Origin of the sequence: Kitasatospora sp. NPDC059803, assembly GCF_042732255.1 — a bacterium.
Classification (GTDB): domain Bacteria; phylum Actinomycetota; class Actinomycetes; order Streptomycetales; family Streptomycetaceae; genus Kitasatospora.
In genome coordinates this window covers 19262-36318 of sequence record NZ_JBHWIJ010000027.1, presented here as the reverse complement: position 1 = coordinate 36318, position 17057 = coordinate 19262, and the positions used below count along the sequence as shown (strand labels likewise).

13 protein-coding genes are annotated in these 17057 nt (G+C 71.1%); 3 read left to right on the top strand and 10 right to left on the bottom strand.

The window, feature by feature from the left end; genetic code table 11:
* Nucleotides 1–166: 166 nt before the first annotated feature.
* Complete coding sequence (locus tag ACFV6I_RS07200) at nt 167–1159, top strand: alpha/beta hydrolase family protein (RefSeq protein ID WP_380423826.1); 993 nt, start codon at nt 167–169, stop codon at nt 1157–1159.
* 365 nt (nt 1160–1524) lie between these two features.
* Here ACFV6I_RS07200 and ACFV6I_RS07195 read toward each other — a convergent pair whose 3' ends face one another.
* From ACFV6I_RS07195 to ACFV6I_RS07180, 4 genes are all read right to left on the bottom strand, one after another.
* Nucleotides 1525–2277, bottom strand: a complete 753-nt coding sequence (locus ACFV6I_RS07195) for a hypothetical protein (RefSeq protein ID WP_380423825.1) — start codon at nt 2275–2277, stop codon at nt 1525–1527.
* A 259-nt stretch (nt 2278–2536) separates the two neighbouring features.
* Nucleotides 2537–3793, bottom strand: a complete 1257-nt coding sequence (locus tag ACFV6I_RS07190; protein ID WP_063351934.1) for an MFS transporter — start codon at nt 3791–3793, stop codon at nt 2537–2539.
* 135 nt (nt 3794–3928) lie between these two features.
* Nucleotides 3929–4171 carry an acyl carrier protein gene (locus ACFV6I_RS07185; protein ID WP_063351933.1) on the bottom strand — a complete coding sequence of 81 codons (243 nt, stop codon included), beginning with the start codon at nt 4169–4171 and terminating at the stop codon, nt 3929–3931.
* A gap of 102 nt (nt 4172–4273) precedes the next feature.
* Nucleotides 4274–5521, bottom strand: coding sequence for an aminotransferase class I/II-fold pyridoxal phosphate-dependent enzyme (locus ACFV6I_RS07180; protein WP_380423824.1), 1248 nt, complete (start codon nt 5519–5521; stop codon nt 4274–4276).
* A gap of 185 nt (nt 5522–5706) precedes the next feature.
* Here ACFV6I_RS07180 and ACFV6I_RS07175 point away from each other — a divergent pair, with 185 nt between their 5' ends.
* Entirely contained in the window at nt 5707–6930 is a 1224-nt protein-coding gene (locus tag ACFV6I_RS07175; RefSeq protein ID WP_380423823.1) for an RNA-guided endonuclease InsQ/TnpB family protein, read from the top strand.
* Nucleotides 6931–6963: 33 nt separating this feature from the next.
* Here ACFV6I_RS07175 and ACFV6I_RS07170 read toward each other — a convergent pair whose 3' ends face one another.
* From ACFV6I_RS07170 to ACFV6I_RS07155, 4 genes are read right to left on the bottom strand one after another with little or no spacing between them, the layout of a single operon-like run.
* On the bottom strand, nt 6964–8937 hold the full coding sequence (locus ACFV6I_RS07170) for a condensation domain-containing protein (RefSeq protein ID WP_380423822.1): 1974 nt from the start codon (nt 8935–8937) through the stop codon (nt 6964–6966).
* Between the two features lie 10 nt (nt 8938–8947).
* Nucleotides 8948–10225: a beta-ketoacyl-ACP synthase II gene (fabF, locus tag ACFV6I_RS07165; RefSeq protein WP_380334276.1), complete on the bottom strand. Its 1278-nt coding sequence runs from the start codon at nt 10223–10225 to the stop codon at nt 8948–8950.
* A 25-nt stretch (nt 10226–10250) separates the two neighbouring features.
* The gene (locus ACFV6I_RS07160; protein ID WP_380423821.1) at nt 10251–11939 is read right to left on the bottom strand and encodes a thiamine pyrophosphate-binding protein; all 1689 of its coding nucleotides are present in this window, start codon (nt 11937–11939) and stop codon (nt 10251–10253) included.
* A gap of 23 nt (nt 11940–11962) precedes the next feature.
* Entirely contained in the window at nt 11963–14632 is a 2670-nt protein-coding gene (locus ACFV6I_RS07155) for an aldehyde dehydrogenase family protein (RefSeq protein ID WP_380423820.1), read from the bottom strand.
* A 162-nt stretch (nt 14633–14794) separates the two neighbouring features.
* Here ACFV6I_RS07155 and ACFV6I_RS07150 point away from each other — a divergent pair, with 162 nt between their 5' ends.
* A complete protein-coding gene (locus ACFV6I_RS07150) occupies nt 14795–15085 on the top strand; it encodes a hypothetical protein (RefSeq protein WP_380423819.1) in 291 nt (96 codons plus the stop codon).
* Nucleotides 15086–15104: 19 nt separating this feature from the next.
* On the opposite strand, the gene ACFV6I_RS07145 is transcribed toward ACFV6I_RS07150, so the two are convergent.
* Nucleotides 15105–15773 (bottom strand): response regulator transcription factor, encoded by a 669-nt coding sequence (locus tag ACFV6I_RS07145; RefSeq protein WP_208869262.1) that lies wholly within the window; start codon nt 15771–15773, stop codon nt 15105–15107.
* Between the two features lie 33 nt (nt 15774–15806).
* On the bottom strand, nt 15807–16817 hold the full coding sequence (locus ACFV6I_RS07140; protein ID WP_380423818.1) for a sensor histidine kinase: 1011 nt from the start codon (nt 16815–16817) through the stop codon (nt 15807–15809).
* Nucleotides 16818–17057: the final 240 nt, after the last annotated feature.

The following is a 17057-nucleotide window of genomic DNA, read 5'->3' as shown; positions in this document are numbered from 1 at the left end:
TGTGCTGTCGCGCTCTCTGTCCTGTCGCCGGCGGCGGTGTGCGCGCTGGTGGACCCCCCCTTCACCCACGGCCCGCTCCCCCCCCCCCCGACCCGGGGGGGGCGGGGCGGGCGCCCCCCCCCACGGCGGCGGGATCGCCAAGCTCACCGACGACGATCTGGACCACGTGATCACCGCGCCGGAACACGGCCGCTGGTTCGTCGACTCCGCGTCGACCGTCGACACCCCGCCGACGATCACCGTGCGTGACCGGGGCGGAGCCGTGCTGGTCGAGCTGGAACAGGCCGACATCACACCGCTGCTGGCCGCCGGCTGGACGCCGCCGGAGCGGGTCAGGACCCTGGCCGCCGACGGCGTCACCGAGATCTACGGCGTCCTCTACAAGCCCCACGGCTTCGACGCCGCGCAGCGCTACCCGGTGATCGACCACCCCTACCCGGGCCCGCAGATCCACCGGGTGGCGGCCTCCTTCGACCCGGGCGCCTACGGCTACGACGCCGAGGCGGTGGCGGCGCTGGGCTTCGCGGTGCTGGCCGTCGACGGCCGCGGAACGCCCGGCCGGGACAAGGCCTTCCACGACCACGCCCACCGCAACATGGGCAGCGCGGGTGCGCTCGAAGACCATGTCGCGGCGCTGCGCCAACTCGCGCAAGCGCGTCCGTGGCTGGACCTGGACCGGGTCGGCATCTTCGGCGTCTCCGGCGGGGGATTCACCACCGCCCGCGCCCTCCTGGCGTTCCCCGACTTCTACAAGGTCGGCGTGGCCGAGGCCGGCAACCACGACAACCGCCACTACCACGCGCTGTGGGCCGAGTCCTACGACGGACCGTTCGACCCGGACGCCGGGGCCCGGCTGTCCAACACCGAGCTGGCCGGGAACCTGGTCGGCAAACTACTGCTCGTCCACGGCGACATGGACGACAACGTGACACCGCATCTGACGATGCGGCTGGTCGACGCGCTGATCGCCGCGAACAAGGACTTCGACCTGCTGATAGTCCCCGGCGTCGAGCACAGCTTCCTCGGCCGCAGCGGCTACGTCGCCCGACGCCGCTGGGACTACCTGGTGCGCCACCTCATGCACCGCGAGCCGCCGGCCGGCTACCGGCTGGCGGACGTCCCGCTCTCCCTGGAACTGCTCGAAGCCCTCTTCAGCTGACGTGGAAAGGACCTTCCCCATGCCCACCTTCTCTGCCCGGGCCCGGCCCTTCTTCTTGAACCGCGAGTAGCCGCCGGCCCGGCCGACACGACGGCCCGGCCGGCGAGTCGAACCAGTTCCCGAACGCCGTGTCCGCATCGATGAACGCGGACTGGAACGCGTCGGTGGATACCTCATGCCACCACGGACACGGCGCCGGCGGACCATGGAAGCTGCCCTCACGGTCTCGGGGCACCTCGACCTCGACCGGGCCGGCGAGCACGTCGGCGGGTGCGACGGGGAGGTGGTGGCCGTAGGAGGTGTCCAGTTCCAGGTCCGTCATCAGGTCGGCGAATCGCCGACTCTCTCCTACGGCCCGACGGGGCTCATGAGAAGGAGCTGCTACTTCCGGCGAAGGGGCTGGGCTCCGCCGAGGGGCTGAGCTCGCCCGGAGCGCTGGGTGCGGCCGGGGAACCGGGCGTGGCCGGGAGGCTGGGCACGGCTGAGGGGCTGAGCTCGTCCGAGCGGTTGGGGGTGGCCGAGGGGCTGGGTGCGGCCGAGGAAGCGGGCGTGGCTGAGGGGCTGAGCTCGTCCGAGCGGTTGGGCGTGGCGGAGGGGCTGAGCTCGTCCGAGCGGCTCGGGTACGGCTGAGGGGCCGGCTGTGGTCGAGCGCCGCTGGGCGCGGAGGACGGGCTGGGTGAGGCTGAGGAACTGGGCTTGGTGGAGGAACTGGGCTTGGCGGAGGGGCTGGGCGTGGCCGAGGAGCTCGACGTCGCGGAGGGACTGGCCGTGGCCGAGGGGCTCGGGCGGGGGTCGTGGGGGCAGAGTACGTCGGGGTCTTTGAACCCGTAGCTCAGGCCCCAGTCCCTGTCGCAGCCGCCCCAGTAGGCTCTCACCCAGCCGCAGTAGGGCCCGCCGTAGCTGAAGCAACGGGGCACCGAGTCGTCCGAGTCCGGATCGGTGGAGGGTGACCAGGATGATTCGGCTTCGCTCTGCGAGGCGCCGAGGGCGTTGACCGTGCGGACCTGGGTGGCGTCGGAACTCTGGGACGTCCCGCCCATGAAGAGGACGGTCAGGCCGAAGGCTGAGGCGGAGGCCGCCACGATTGAAGCGGCGAGAGCGCGGCGGGTGGAGCGCATGACTGGTCCTCTTGGCTTCGTGGTCTGTGGCACGTGGGATTGCACTCCGGGCACGAGCACCGCCGCTGTGAGCGCCGGAGATAAACATATGGTCTGACGACCGTTCGATCGTTGGCGAAGCGCCGCTCAGGCGGCCGTGCTCCGGTTTTTCACTCGAAGGGTCCCGCCTCGACCCACGTGCCGCGACCGCGCGCAGATCTTCGTCGACGGGGGCCTCGGCCGGGCCCGGTGATCGGCGGATGACCGGCGATCGACACGGTCAACGCAGGGAGCGGATCGCCGGGCTCGTGGCGACCAGGCCGGCGCACGCCAGGACGGCGCTGCCGCAGACCAGGAACAGGGCCGTCGTGCCGTAGGGGAGCAGGGCGCCGGCGATCACGTAGGAGAACGGGTCGAACGCCACCGTGGCCAGCACGACGAGACTGAGCACTCGGCCCAGCAGTTGCTCGGGCACCCGCTCCTGCAGAGTGGCCACGACGACCACTCCGAGGAACCCGGATCCGAGGCCGATCAGCGAGACGACGGCGGTTGCGGCGACGACGTGGGTGACGGCGGCGAGTGCGGCCATGCCTGCGCCGATCGCCGCGACACCGCCGACCACGGTCCGGCCGCGCCGGGCGGGCGGCCGCCACCCGGCCATCAGCGAGCCGGCCAGTGAGCCGGCACCGAAACCGGAGAGCACGACGCCCAGGGATCCCGCGCCGCCGAGGCGTTGATCGGCGAGCACCGCGCCGCCCACGAGCACGGGGCCCACGACCGCGATGTTGATCAGGGCGATGGCGGCCAGCATCCCTCGCACCAGTGGTTCGTGCCAGGCGTATCCCAAGCCCACGCCGAGGGCACGCGCACTGCTGAACTGCTCGCCGTCGACGGCGGCCGGACCGGCGTCGACCCCGGCACCTTCGCCGCGCCGTACCACCCGGATCAGCGTGCTGAGGACGACGGCGGCCAACGCGGCCATCGCCACGATCCCACCGAGCGTCGCGGCGAAGCCGACTGCGGCGATGCATCCGGCGGCCACCGCCGGGCCGACCAGATCGCCCCCCGACTCCGCGCCCTGCACCAGACCGTTGACCCGGGAGAGCTTGTCGGTCGGCACGACGGCGGGTAGCAACGCCAGGGCCGCCGGGAAGTACGCGGCGTCGGCGGCGCCGAGCAGCCCGCCGAGCAGCGCGACCGTCGTCAACGACGGTGAGGTGAAGGTGACCAGGGCGCCGAGGGCGAGCAGGACGGCGACCCGGAGCCAGGCGGCGCCGGCCACGACACGGGCGGGACCGAGGCGGTCGACCAGTACTCCCGCAGGAGGCAGGAGCACCGCTCGCGGCAGCGCCACGGCCACCAGAACCAACCCCGTGGCGATTCCGGGTTCCGACAGGTCGAGCACGAAGAGCGTGAGCCAGACGATGAACAGCGCATCGACCACGGCCGCCAGCCCTTGACCCGCGATCAGGCGGCGCAGGTGCGAATCGCCGAGCGGTTCGCGCGGAAGGGGCGGGGCAGTCGGCTCCGTCGTCATCGGTGGCTCTCCGGGGCTCGGGTACGGGGCATCAGCCATGGCGTGGCGGCGGCCCACCGGCAACGCCGGCGGCGCCGGCGCCGGGTGTCACTATGCGACGTGGGTGCCCCCGTCGAAGAGCCGTCCCGGCGGCGGTCACCGGTGCTCGGCGACGTAGTTCACCGCGTCGCCGACGGTCCTCAACCCCGTGACCCGGTCGTCCGGGATCTTCACCTCGAACCTGTCCTCGACCGCCACGGCGATCTCCATCATGGCCAGGGAGTCGACGTCGAGGTCGTCGGTGAACGACGTCTCGGCGCTCACCTCGGCGGAGTCGATGCCGAGGACCTCTTCGACGATCTCGGCAATGGCGTTGAGGATGTCGATGTAGTCCACCACGGGTTCCTCTCTCTGGGGATGGGGATGGGGATGGGGTCGATCATCGGTCGGTGAGGAGCCTCGGTGCGGCGAGCCCCGGTGCGGCGGGCCTCGGTGGGGACGTCAGAGCCCGAGGCGTCGTCGGTAGGCGAGGAGGGTGCGCAGGAAGCCGTCCAGCTGCTCCTCGGTGTGGCCCGCGTGCGGGAACAGGCGCAGGAGCGCCTGGTTGCGTGAGACGGCCGGGTAGGAGAAGACGGGGACGAGGTAGCCGTCCTCGACGAACCACTCCCGCATCTGCAGGGCGGCGGCGTCGCTTCCGATCGGCACCGAGAGCATGTACGACTCGGTCGGCGTCGTCGCCGTGCCGGCCTCGTGCATCTGTTGGCGAAGGCGGGCGGCATGCGCCAGGTAGTCGTCGACGATCCCCGGAGTGCCGGCGAGGACGTCGATCGTGCGGTCGGCGGCGTAGGCGGTCGGTGGCTGGATGGCGGCCGTGAACATCGAGGTGCCGGAGAGCAGTTCGAAGGCGTCGATGGCCGCCGCCGGCCCGGCGATCGCGCCGCCTTCCAGACCGATGGCCTTCGACAGCGACACCATGACGAAGTCGGCCCGCTCCCGGATCGCGGCCGCCTCCCGGGCGTAGGGGCGGTTCTCGGGCCCGTAGACCATGAAGCCGTTCGCATCGTCGATCATGCTGACGGCGCCGTGCCGGTCGCACTCGTCGAGGATCTCCACGATCGGCCCCATGGTGCCGTCGGCCGAGTAGATGCTCTCGGCGATCACCACGGTCTTGCGGGTGTGGGCCCGGTCCAGGACGCGTGCCAGGTCGGAGACGTCGTTGTGCCGGAACGCGTGGACGTTGCGGCCGTAGTCAAGTCCCTGGAGGCCCTTCCAGATGCTCCAGTGGACGTCGCGGTCGACGACGAACACGGTGTCGTGGTTGCGCACCTCGATCCCGGCGTCGAAGTGCGCGGAACTGCTCATGGCGTGGACGAACCCGATGTTGGCCAGGAGCCCCGTGGCGAAGCTGATGGCTCGTTCCTTGCCGGTGTGACGGGCGATCGTCGCCTCCAGCACCTGGTGCGGGCGGCAGATCCCCTGGGTCATCCTGGACCCGCTGGTGCTCAGGCCGTGGGCGAGCGCCCCCTCCGCGAAATGACGCCGTACCGGGACGTGGCGCTCCAGATCGAGGAAGCTGATGCTGGCGAAGTTCACCAGCTCGCGGCCGTTGCGGACGATGGTCGGCCCGACCGGACCGTCCACCACCGGCGGGCGGTACGCCGTGTCGTGGGTGTTCGCCTCGACGAAGGCGGCGAAGGCCCACGGGGCCAGGCGGTCCGCGGAGGGTCCAGCGGTGCGGGACGCGGTCATCGGATACCTCCGTGGATACCCCTGGCGTTGGCCGGGGGAGGAAATGGATCGCCCGTCATGGGGGTACCGCCTGTCGGGGGCTGGGGGAGGGCCAGGGGTGGGCGGGGCGCCGTCGAGGCGGTGTGCGGTCCTGGTAGGTGATGATCCGTCATGTGGTCGCACGCGGTGGCGATAGTGTGTGATCTGTGGTGACCACCCATGTGAAGCGGGCGTTCAAGTACCGTTTCTATCCCACCGATTCGCAGGCGGCTGAACTGTCGCGCACGTTCGGGTGCGTGCGGAAGGTCTACAACATGGCGTTGCAGGCCCGCACGGAGGCGTGGACGCTGCGTCAGGAGCGGGTCGGCTACAACGCCACCTCTGCGATGCTGACGGCGTGGAAGAAGGTCGAGGGGCTGGCCTACCTCTGCGAGGTGTCCAGCGTCCCGTTGCAGCAGGCGCTCAGGCACTTGCAGGGGGCGTTCGCCAACTTCTGGCAGAAGCGGGCCGGGTACCCGACGTTCAAGTCGCGGAAGAAGTCCCGTAAGTGCGCCGAGTACACCAGCTCGGCGTTCCGGTACCGGGACGGTCGGCTCACGCTGGCGAAGATGCGTCAGCCGCTTGACATCGTGTGGTCCCGTCCTCTGCCGGACGGGGTGGTGCCGACCACGGTCACCGTGTCGCTGGACGCGGCGGGGCGCTGGTTCGTCTCCTTGCTGTGCGTCGACCGGCCCGCCATGTCCGAGCCGGTCAACAGGGCCGTGGGCATCGACGCCGGTATCACCGCGCTGGTGACGCTCTCCACCGGGGAGAGGATCACCAACCCGAGGCACGAGCGCAAGGACCGCGAACGCCTCGCCAGGGCCCAGCGCGACCTTGCCCGCAAGGCCAGGGGCGACGGGGCGAACCGGGCCAAGGCTCGGTTGAAGGTCGGCAAGGCTTATGCCCGGATCGCCGACCGGCGCAGGGACTTCCTGCACAAGCTCACCACCCGACTCGTTCGTGAGAACCAAACGATCGTGATCGAGGATCTGGCCGTCCGGAACATGCTCAAGAACCGGACGCTCGCCCGCGTCATCAGTGACGCGGGCTGGAGTGAGATGCGGTCCATGCTGGAGTACAAGGCCGACTGGTACGGGCGGGATCTGGTGGTCGTGGACCGCTGGTTCCCCTCGTCCAAGCTGTGCTCGGCGTGCGGCACCTTGCGGGGCAGGATGCCGCTCGACGTCCGCGAGTGGACGTGTGACTGCGGGACGACCTATGACCGGGACGTCAACGCGGCGATCAACATTCTGGCCGCCGGACTGGCGGTTGCAGCCTGTGGAGACGGTGTAAGACCTCAACGGAGCACTCCGGGCGGGCGGTCGTCGATGAAGCAGGAAGTGGTCCCACCGCCGCGCTCACGCGCAGCGGCTCAGCCGCGAGGCTGAGGGGAATCCCCGTCCTTCAGGGCGGGGAGGATGTCAAGGCGAGGTGTCTCCTCCACGATGGGCGCGGGGCGGTGAGGGCTCCAGGGCGGTGGCAAGGTGGCCGAGCGAGGCCGTTCCGGCCAGTTCGTCCGGCGCGATCCCGGTGAAGCCGAACCGGTGGAGCAGCGCCAGCAGACGAGGGACGGCGACCAGGGTGACTCCGTGGTCGGCGAGGCAACGGTTCATGTCCACCGCGTCAGGGCCGTCGGAGGAGCCGCCCGGCGGACCGTCGGGTGCGACGGCGGCCACGGCGGCGGCCAGCGCCCGTTCGGCGCCTGTCGCGGGCGGGCGCGGCGGGATCCGCAGCGCTGCCGTGCCGGTGGTGCTGGTGGTGCCGGTGGTGGCGGTGCGGGACAGGACGTAGCGGCCCGGGGCCGCGATGCCGGGCACTTCGTCGAGGTGGTCCAGGACGTGGCGGTGCAACTCGTCGGGAGTGACACCGGGGGCGGTGCGAGCGCGTGCGACGAGGTGCGGTTCGCCTTCCCTCGCGGCGTCCCCGCTGGGCGCCACCGTCACGTCGAGCACTCCGGCGTGGCCGCGCAACACGTCCTCGACCTTGGCCGGGCACACCCACCCCTGCGGGGCGCGCCACCATCCGGAGGCGGCCGGTGTCAGCGGGCGCGCCGGAACCGGGCACTCGGCACCGCCGGCGAGCGCGCGCAGGAAGGCGCACAGACGGACGGGCAACGCCACGGCCTGCCCGGCGTCGAGCAGGTGGTCCCCGACGGTGACATCGAGGGTGACGAACCCCGCGTCGAGGCTGAGGTCGACGTAGAGCGTGTCGCAGGGCTCGTCGGGCGCGCTGCGGATCCAGGTGGCGGACGCGTCCGGCAAAGTGTCGTGGGCGGGGGCCGGGTACCCGGGGACCAGGTAGTCGCGCGGCCACGAGTAGCAGTTGTACTCGATGGTGGGCACGGTCACGACACCGAGGCGACGGTGCATCCGCGCCTCGGCGGCGACCAGTTCCGCGGGGCGCCACTGACCGTGTCGGTAGGCGGCGGCGGAGGCGGCGGCCACCGAGGCGACCACCTCGCCGAACGCCGCGCCCGGGCGGAGGTCGATCTGCACCGGAACCGTCAGGGCCCGGACGCCGACGCTGTTGCGCAGAGCGGCCCGAGCCCGGTTGGAGACGACCACGGACGCGAGGAACCGGTGTTCACCGGTGCGGCCGGCGACGTCGTGGGCCAGCGCCGCGAGCACGACGACCTCCGGGCTGACCCGATGGCGCCGGGCGACGCGGTGGAGATCGTCGTACGCACCCACCGAGCGGTGCTGGAGGCGGTGGCGCCCGGCGCCGTCGTCGGCCCCGCCGAACGGTGCCAGCACGCCGGTCGGATTGCTCGCGCGACGCGCGAGCCACTCGCGCTCCGCCGCGCGGGCGCGTTCCAGGGGCTGGGCGGCGACCGTGTCGAGCGGGTGCACGGACGCCTCCGCCGGCGCGCCGACGCCGCGCAGTTGATCGTGCAGTTGGTCGTGCAACTGGTTGATCAGCACCGCCAGCCCCCAGCCGTCGATCAGCACGTGGTGGGCGGCCAGCAGGACCGCACGCGGCCTTCCCGCCACGAGCAGCACCCTGGCGAGCCAGGGCGGATTCCGCTCGGGATCGATCGGGCGGGCGGCCAGCGCCGCGGTGGCGGCCTCCAGGGTGCCGGCATCGACGGCCGGGACGTCGAGGTGGTCGACCGGCAGCGGGGCCCAGTCCGCGCGGTGGACGTGCTGGATCGGGCGGAGCGGGTCGACCGTGGTGCGCAGCGCCTCGTGACGGGCGGTGAGGGAGGCCAGCGCCACGTGGACGTCGGCGAGGGTTGCCGGGGGCGGGACGTGGCAGTGGTCGGCGAGCGGCGTCGGGTTCACCCGCCGTGCTGCGGGAATGGTGCGTTCGAACCAGTGCCACTGCTGGACCCAGGTCAGCGGCCCGCTGCCGGTGACGGCGGCGGCGCTCGGGGTCGGCTCCGGGAGGCGGTTCACGGCCGGGCCCTCACACCGCTCGGACCACGAGAGCGGCATTGTGGCCGCCGAAGCCGAACGAGTTGCTGAGAGCGATCCGCATCCGCTCGTGGTGCTGCGCCCGGTGCGGCACGAAGTTGATGTCCGGGTCGATCGGCTCGTCGCAGTTGATGGTCGGTGGGACGTCACCCGTGCGCAGGACCTGGATCGAGGCCACGAGCTCGACCGCTCCGGCGGCACCGATCATGTGCCCCGTCATCGACTTGGTGGAGCTGACCGGGATCCGGGTGACACGATCACCCAGCACCTTGCGCAGGACGGCCGTCTCGGTGGCGTCGTTCAGCACCGTTCCGGTGCCGTGCGCGTTGACGTAGTCCACGTCCGCCCCCGTGATCCCCGCGTCGCGCAGCGCCGCCTCGACGGCGAGGCACGCGCCCCGCCCCTGCGGATGCGGGGCGGTCCAGTGATGAGCGTCGGAACTCGCTCCGTAACCCGCGAGTTCGGCCAGAGCCGCCGCCCCTCGCCGGTCGGCCACCTCGGCGGCCTCCAGCACCACCACGGCGGCCCCCTCGCTCATCACGAACCCGTCGCGGTGCGCATCGAACGGCCGGCACGCCGCAGTCGGGTCGTCGTTGCGCCTGGACAGCGCGCGGGCGTTGCCGCTGCCCGCGAGGTCGACGGTGGTGACGCAGGCGTCGGCGCCGCCGACCAGGACGACGTCCGCCTCCCCGTTGCCGATCATGCGCATCCCCGCGCCCACCGCGTCCGCGCCGCTGGCGCACGCCGTGCTCTGGGCCCGGCTGGGCCCCTGCGTGCCGAGACGCATGCTGATCTCGCAGGCTGCGCTGTCCATGGCGGTGGTGACCTGGGTGAACGGGCTGATGCCCCGCGGCCCCTTGTCGCGCAGCGTGTTCGCGGCGCGGTAGATCGCCCCGACCGGGCCGTAGCCACTGCCGATGATCACGGCGACCCGCGGCGCCAGGCGGTCGTCGACGACGAGTCCGGCGTGCTCGCACGCCTCCAGCGCCGCGGCGAGGGCGTACTGCGCGTACGGGTCGGCGCGGCGGCTGACCGTCGGCGGCATGTAGCGGCCGGGTGTGAAGCCGCGCACCTGGCCGCCGATCCGGACTCCGAGACCGGTCACGTCGATCGCGTCCACGGTGGCGATGCCGCTGCGGCCGGCGAGCATCGCCGCCCAGGTCTCGCCGACACTGTGGCCGAGCGGTGTCACCGCCCCGTACCCGGTGACCACCACCTGGCGCCGGGGCCGGCTGCGCCCGGCGTCGCCCCGCTCTCCTGCGTTCGTCACTGGGGAACCACCTCGGCTGCGTTCGTCACTGGGGAACCACCTCGGCGTCGCGGATGCAGGGGAGGATGTCGTCGGGCGCTACCGGCACCATGAGCACGGCCGTGCCTCCCCGGGAGCAGAACCGTCGCGCGGCAAGAAGCTCAGCGGTCAGCGCGGCCTTGTCGCGCAGCACTCGACAGTGGATGTCCGGCCCGTCCACCACGGGCGGCGGCGCGCCCGGGCGGGCGAAGGGGTGGCGTTCGGCGTCGAGACCGAGGCGGGCGCGCTGGGCGTCCAGCCAGCCGTAGCCGCCGTTGCACAGCACCACGTACAGCACGCCGCCGTGGGCCGGAGCGGTGACGGCGATGTCCGCGCGGGCCGCGAGGAACGCGCCGTCCCCGATGAACGCGGTGACCTCGTGGTCCGGGGCGGCCCGCTTGACCCCGATGGCCGCGGCCGCGCCGAAGCCCAAGGGGGTCTGCTCCGACGGCACGACGGACCCGCCACCGACGTGGAAGGGGAAGCCGTAGGACCACATGTCCTGCAGCCCGTTCTCCTGGACCAGCACGCGGGGCTCGCCCGCGGTGGCGTCGAGCGCGGCGAGCAGCTCGGCGATGCGGATCCCCGGCAGCGTCGCCGCGCGGGCCAGTTCCGCCTCCACCTCACGTGACATGGCCTTGCGGGCGTCGGCGATCCTGTTCGCCCACGCCTCGGTCGCGTCCGCGAGTTCGGCCTCGCCGCCCTCCTCCAACGCCCGCGACCAGCCGAGCACAGCGTGCCGGGCGTCCCCGAGCACCCGCGGGCCCGCGAACTCGGCCGACAGGCCGCCCGGATCCACGTTGACCTGCACCACCGCGACCGGGGGCCACGGTGTCCCGCCTTCGACGACCGTCTCCTCGAGTCGCCCGGCGAGCGACACCACCAGGTCGCAGGACGACCACAGTTCGCGGGCGGGGGCCGCGGCGTAGAGGCCCGCCACGCCGCAGAACAGCGGGTGGTGCTCGTCGACGGCACCGCGGCCGGACGCGGTGGTGAAGAGCGCCGCGCCGAGGCGTTCGGCGAAGCGCTCGACCACGCCGCCGCCGTTGCGGTGCCGCATTCCGCCGCCCACCAGCACCACCGGACGCCGGCTCGCGCGGATCGCCGCCAGGGCCGGCCCCGGCGTCACGGGAACGGACTCGAGGACCAGTGGTTCGGGCAGCGTCGGCCATGCTCCGGTGACGAGGACCTCCGCCGTGCGGACGTCATCGGGCACCTCCAGGTACACCGGTCCGGGCGGCGGGCCCAGAGCCCGGGTCAGCGCCGTCACCGCCGCGGGGACGACCCGGTCCGGATGCCCCACCCGGTGCGCCCACCGCACGAGCGGCGCTGTCACGGCGACCTGGTCGAGTTCCTGGAATCCGCCGCTGCCCCGGCGGCGTTCGGGCACGCCGGCGGCGAGCACGAGGACGGGTGCACCGGACTCCCGCGCTTCGAGCAGTCCCGTGGCCGCGTGTGTGACGGCCGGGCCCTTGCCCAGTGCGCATACGGCGAGCCGGCCCGACTGCAGCGCGTAACCGGTCGCCATGTACATCGCGTTGCGCTGGTCACGGCACGGCACGAGGTCCAGTCCGGCGGCGTCGAGGGCGCGGAGCAGCTCCAGATCGTCGCCGGGCAGTCCGAAGCAGGTGTCCACCCCGTTGGCCACCAGCAGGTCGACGATCGCGGACCACGCGTCGGCGTACCGTCTGCTCACCTTGCTCACCTGGCTCAACTGGTTCACTCCCCGCTCACCGCGACGGGGGCAGCCGCCGGGAGGGTCTGTGCCACGGCCTGCGACATGAGCAGCGGTTCGGCGTGCCGCTCGCCGCCGTAGGAGATGTAGTTCGCCCGCATCCCGAATCCGCCGAACGGGCGGTTGCCGTCCTCGGCGTCGAGCAGCGTGTGGTCGACACAGGTCTGGTGACGCCTGGCCAGCACATCCACCGTCTGCGGATCGTTCCCGTAGACCATCGCTCCCAGCGCGCGCTCGCTGAAGTAGGGGTTCGACAGCCGTTCACGCAACAGCCTCGCGCTGGGATAGGCCACGACGTTGAACACCGGGGCGAACATCTCTTCGAGGGGGATCTTGTCGTCGAAGCCCCAGAGCAGCACGGTCGGCTCGATCTTGCGGGACGGCAGGTCGATGCGCCCGCCGTGCCGGATGCGACGTGCGTGGTGCACCAGGTAGCCCGAGCAGTTCACCAGCGCCGAGTCGTAGAAGATCGGGCCGTAGTCGGCGGCGGGGTCGCCGTTCCTTCCGAATCGCAGCGAAGCCAGTTCGGCGGACAGCAGGTCGACGAAGTCCTCGGTGCGGCCCTTCGGCGTGAACACGACGTCGGGACCGAAACAGTCCTGGCCCGAGTTGTAGAGCCGGATCCTCGTGAGGTCGTGCACGGCGCGGGTGAGATCGGCGTCGGGTGCGATCACGAAGGGGTTGATGCCGTTACCGAAGAAGAGGAGGAGCTGGTCTTCCGCCAGCCCCTCGCGGACGGTCTCGGCATTGACGTAATTGCCGGTGAAGACGACGAGGTCCGCCTCGCGTACCGGCCCTGTCACGAATTTGCGCTGACTGAGCTCGGAAAGGCTGATGGGCAGGCCGTGGACCGGTGCCAGCAGGTCGTGCAGGCGCTGCACCTGGCTTTTGATCTCGGAGGACGGCCGAAAGGTGATTCTTTCGCTGTAAAGGGATGCTATGAGCATGTAGAGCGCGTAGGAATGGAGCGGCATGTTGGAGGGCATGAAGACCGCGACCCGAGGCACGCAGCCGGGCCGGACGCGACGGATCTCCTCCTCCGCTCCGTCCAGGGTGGCGAGGAACGAGCGGATCTCCGCGCCGGCGGTGTGGTGGGGCGAGATCTCGGTGAGGATTCCCATCACCGCGTCCTCGTTGTCGGCCACGTACTGGCGCACTGCGCGCAGCGCGTCGACACGGCCGGCGAAGGGGATGCGGTAGCCGGTCGCACCGACGGTCGAGCCGGTGGTCGAGCCGGATGCGGTGACGTCGGTGGTCGTCCTGGGCGATGCGGGCAGCGAGCTCATGGCGATCTTCTCCAGAACGGCCCGGTCGGGCTTTCCCGTGTTCGTGAGGGGCAACGAGGGAAGCACGACGATGTGGTCGGGCTGCTCGTAGCGGGCGAGCACAGGGCGCAGCAGCCGTTTCCAGTGCGCGGGCTCGTGAGCGTCCGGGTCCGCGATCACGAACACCAGACGACAGCCCAGACGTGCGTCGGGGACCGCGACGACCTCGGTCTGCGCGCCGGCCGACTCGGCCAGCTTGGCAAGGTGGTCGGGATAGAGCGTGTGGCCGTCACGGTGCGCGGCGTGCTTGCGCCCGACCGGGAAGACACGGCCGGCATCGTCGATCAGGCCGATGTCGCCGGTGCGGTGAACGGGACTCGAAACCGGAACGATCTCACCGTCGGCGCCGAGGTGGCCGGTCATCAGGCCGTCACTGCGGACGACGAGCTCGCCGAGCCGGCCGTGGGGAAGCTGCCTGCCATGGTCGTCGTGGACTTCGACGACCACACCGGGCAGCGGCGTGCCGCACCCGACCGGATCGGTCGGGGGCGCCAGCGCGATGTTTCCGGCCTCGGTCGCTCCGTAGCCGTCGAGCAGGTGCCGGCCCGTGCGGGCGTGGAACCGGGCCGCCAGGCTGCTCCCCAGCGGCGCGCCGCCCACGCACCAGGCTCGTACCGTCTCCAGCGCGTTCACGAGGGTGGGGCGGCGGTCGAGCACGTTGAGCAGGCTGTAGTAGGTCGACGGGGCTCCGTCGACGATGGAGAGGCCGTGGTCGACGCCGACCGCGAGCGCACGGTCCAGGCGCGTGGTCGGCCCGTAGACCACGAGCGTGCCTCCGCCCAGCCACCAGCAGAGGACCAGCGACAGACCGTACTGGTGGGAGTACGGCAGGATGGGCAGGAAGACCTCGTCAGGCCGGTACCCCATGCGTTCCGCGCTGAGCGCGAGGTTGTCCAGAATCGAACGGCCGGAGCGGACGATGCCTTTGGGGCTGCCGGTCGTCCCCGACGACCAGGAGATCGCGGCGTCCTGGCGCCGTGCCCAGCTCGCGACATCGGGCACGGCCGCGGTGTCCGAAGCGGGGCGCGGCACCGCGGTGCGGCCCGTACCGTCGCTGATTTCGAGCACCACGCGCGCCTGGGCGCGGATCTTCGACCGCTGTGACGGGGTGGCGCGATGATCGGCCAGGACCACCGAAGCGTCGAGGTGAATGAGCGCGAGCAGAGTGACGACCCATTCCGGGGAATTGGCCCCGCTCATCATCACCCGCGTACCGGGTTCGACGCCACGGTGTGCGAGGAGTTCGGTGGCGGCGAATGCGCGGGCCGTGATTTCGTCGGTTTCCCAGATGTGTCCATCGGGCGAGATCAATCTCCTGGAAACGGGCAACTTGTGCTCCTCAAAACCAGGTGGTTCAAATTGACTGTCCCACATCCGAAGAACGGTGTCGAGTGCTTCGGTGAAATTCCGCTACCTGCGAGGGGTGATTGAGTGTGTAGTGACGGAAGGGGAATATGGGGTGTGAGGTATTCTCAATAGAAATCATTTAATATGGCCATTGAGGGCGAAGGTGGAGCGGGCAATGCCGCCGATCAGGTCACCACCGCCACCGGCATACACGCCGCCGGACCCGACCCCTTGCTCGGACCGATCGGCCGGATGGTCCTGGACAACCTGCCGCCCACCGCGCGGCGCCAGCGCGTCAAGGCCCGCAGCCGCAAGAACCCAACGAGCAAGTACGGGCCGATCGCAGGAAAACACCCGCAAACCACCCGGACCCACGCCCTTTCCGTCGAGATCCACGTCACGGAAGACGGACTTGCATCACGCCGCCGCCGGTAAACGCAACGGCGTTGAAGTCCTAGTTGTATTCGAACCAGGTCAGGATGGCCTTCACCCGGCGGTTGTCCTCGCCGGAGGGCATGCCGAGTTTCAGGAAGACGTTCCCCACGTGTTTGGCCACGGCGGCGCCCGAGAGGAACAGCTCTGCCGCGATCTCCGCGTTGGAGCGGCCTTCGGCCATGAGAGCGAGCACCTCCTGTTCGCGGGCCGTGAGCCGGGCGAGCGGGCCCCGCGGCGGGTCGGCGCGGGTGACGTGGCGAACCACCTCGGGGTCGATCACCACTCCGCCGCCGGAGACCGTCTCGACGGCCCGCAGGAAGTCCGCCACTCTGCCCACCTTCTCCTTGAGCAGGTAGCCGACTGCCCCGTCGGCGCCCGGGCCGTTCAGGAGTTCGCGCACGTACGGGCCCGTGACGTAGGCGGAGAGGACCAGTACCGGCAGGTCCTGGTGCCGCGACCGAATGTCGATCGCGGCCCGGAGTCCATCGTCGGTGTTCCCGGGCGGCATGCGAACATCCGTGATCACCAGGTCGGGGGCGGCTCCGGCGGCGGCGAGGTCGTCGACAGCGGCGACCAGTTCGTCGGCGTCCTCGCATTCGCGGATCACGTCGTGGGCACTGGAAACCAGGATCTCCCGGATTCCGGCGCGTATCAGCAGACTGTCGTCCGCCAGGATGATTCTCACAATCGATTTCCCATCGCTTTTCCCTGTCGAATTCCGTCACCACGGGGGTTGGGCCGGGGCGGATGCCACGACCTCCGTTCCGCCGCCCGGCGGGCTGATGATTTCGAGGTTCCCACCGACGCTTCGCATCCGCTCACGCAGCCCGGAGAGCCCGGATCCGGTGCTGATCCGCGCGCCGCCGGCGCCGTCGTCGCCCACCCGGACGCGGACGCCGCTCTCGGTGCACCGCATCTCGATCCGGGCGCTCCCGACGCCCGCGTGCTTGGCGATGTTCGTCAGGGCCTCGGAGACCGTGAAGTACACGGCCGTGGCGATCGTCGAGGAGAGCCAGGCGTCCGTACCGGTGCTGGTCAGTTCGACCTGCAACGGTGATCTGGCCACCAGTTCCCGGACCGCGGCGATGAGACCGAGATCGCTCAGTTCGCTGGGGTGGATGTCGCGCACCGTCTCCCTCAGCCGTTCGAGCGCGCGCTCCGCCTGGGCCTGGGCCTGGCGGGCCAGCTGGACGATCCGTTCCTGGTCGGTGGCCGTCGCTGCGGCTTCCAGGATTCCCAGGCGCATGACGAGGGCGACGAGTTCCTGCTGGGCGCCGTCGTGGAGGTCACGCTCGATGCGCCGGCGCTCGTTCTCGAAGGCCGCCGTCAGCGAGGCCCGGCTGGCGCGGACTTCCTCCAGTTTCGCGAGCAGGTCGGGGTTCCGGCTCCCCGAGAAGGCCCGCAGGAGCAGGTCGCGGAGCAGGGAGATGCCGGCCAGCGCGCCCACGGTGACCGCACCGAGGGCGATTCCCGCGGGCACCGCCACGAGGGTTTCCCACAGGGCGGCCGGGGTGAACGGGCCGACTTTCGCGGCGATGCCGAAACCCCAGAGGACGGGGGAGAAAACCAGCGCCAGAGCGCCGAAGAATCCGAAGAAGCCCACCAACAGCGAGAGCGCGGACAGGAGCGCGGCGGTGACGAACACGGGGAGGTCGGTCCTCCACACCGACCGTGCCCGCAGCCGACCGGCCACCCACTGCGGCCAGCTGCGGCCGGCGGGTCGCAGCGGCATCGTCCGGACTCCGCACCACTGCGCCCTGGCGCGGTCCAGTTCGGCCACCACCGGAACCGAGACCGGCGCAGCGAGAACGGAAATCAGGAGAATCGGAAAGGCGGCCGCTGCGACGAATTCGGTCAGCAGCCTCCGGGCAACACGAATCTGCGCCATGATCAACATTTTCGCACAGTTCGGATCGGTCAGGCGGTAGATCCAAGTCTACCTCCAATAGCAGTGCAGGAACCCGTGCACTCC

Excerpts from the sequence above, each read along its gene's own strand:
- ACFV6I_RS07195 (WP_380423825.1), bottom strand. The coding sequence starts at position 2,277 with ATGCGCTCCACCCGCCGCGCTCTCGCCGCTTCAATCGTGGCGGCCTCC.
- ACFV6I_RS07190 (WP_063351934.1), bottom strand. The coding sequence starts at position 3,793 with ATGACGACGGAGCCGACTGCCCCGCCCCTTCCGCGCGAACCGCTCGGC.
- ACFV6I_RS07180 (WP_380423824.1), bottom strand. The coding sequence starts at position 5,521 with ATGACCGCGTCCCGCACCGCTGGACCCTCCGCGGACCGCCTGGCCCCG.
- ACFV6I_RS07150 (WP_380423819.1), top strand. The coding sequence starts at position 14,795 with ATGGCCATTGAGGGCGAAGGTGGAGCGGGCAATGCCGCCGATCAGGTC.
- ACFV6I_RS07140 (WP_380423818.1), bottom strand. The coding sequence starts at position 16,817 with ATGCCGCTGCGACCCGCCGGCCGCAGCTGGCCGCAGTGGGTGGCCGGT.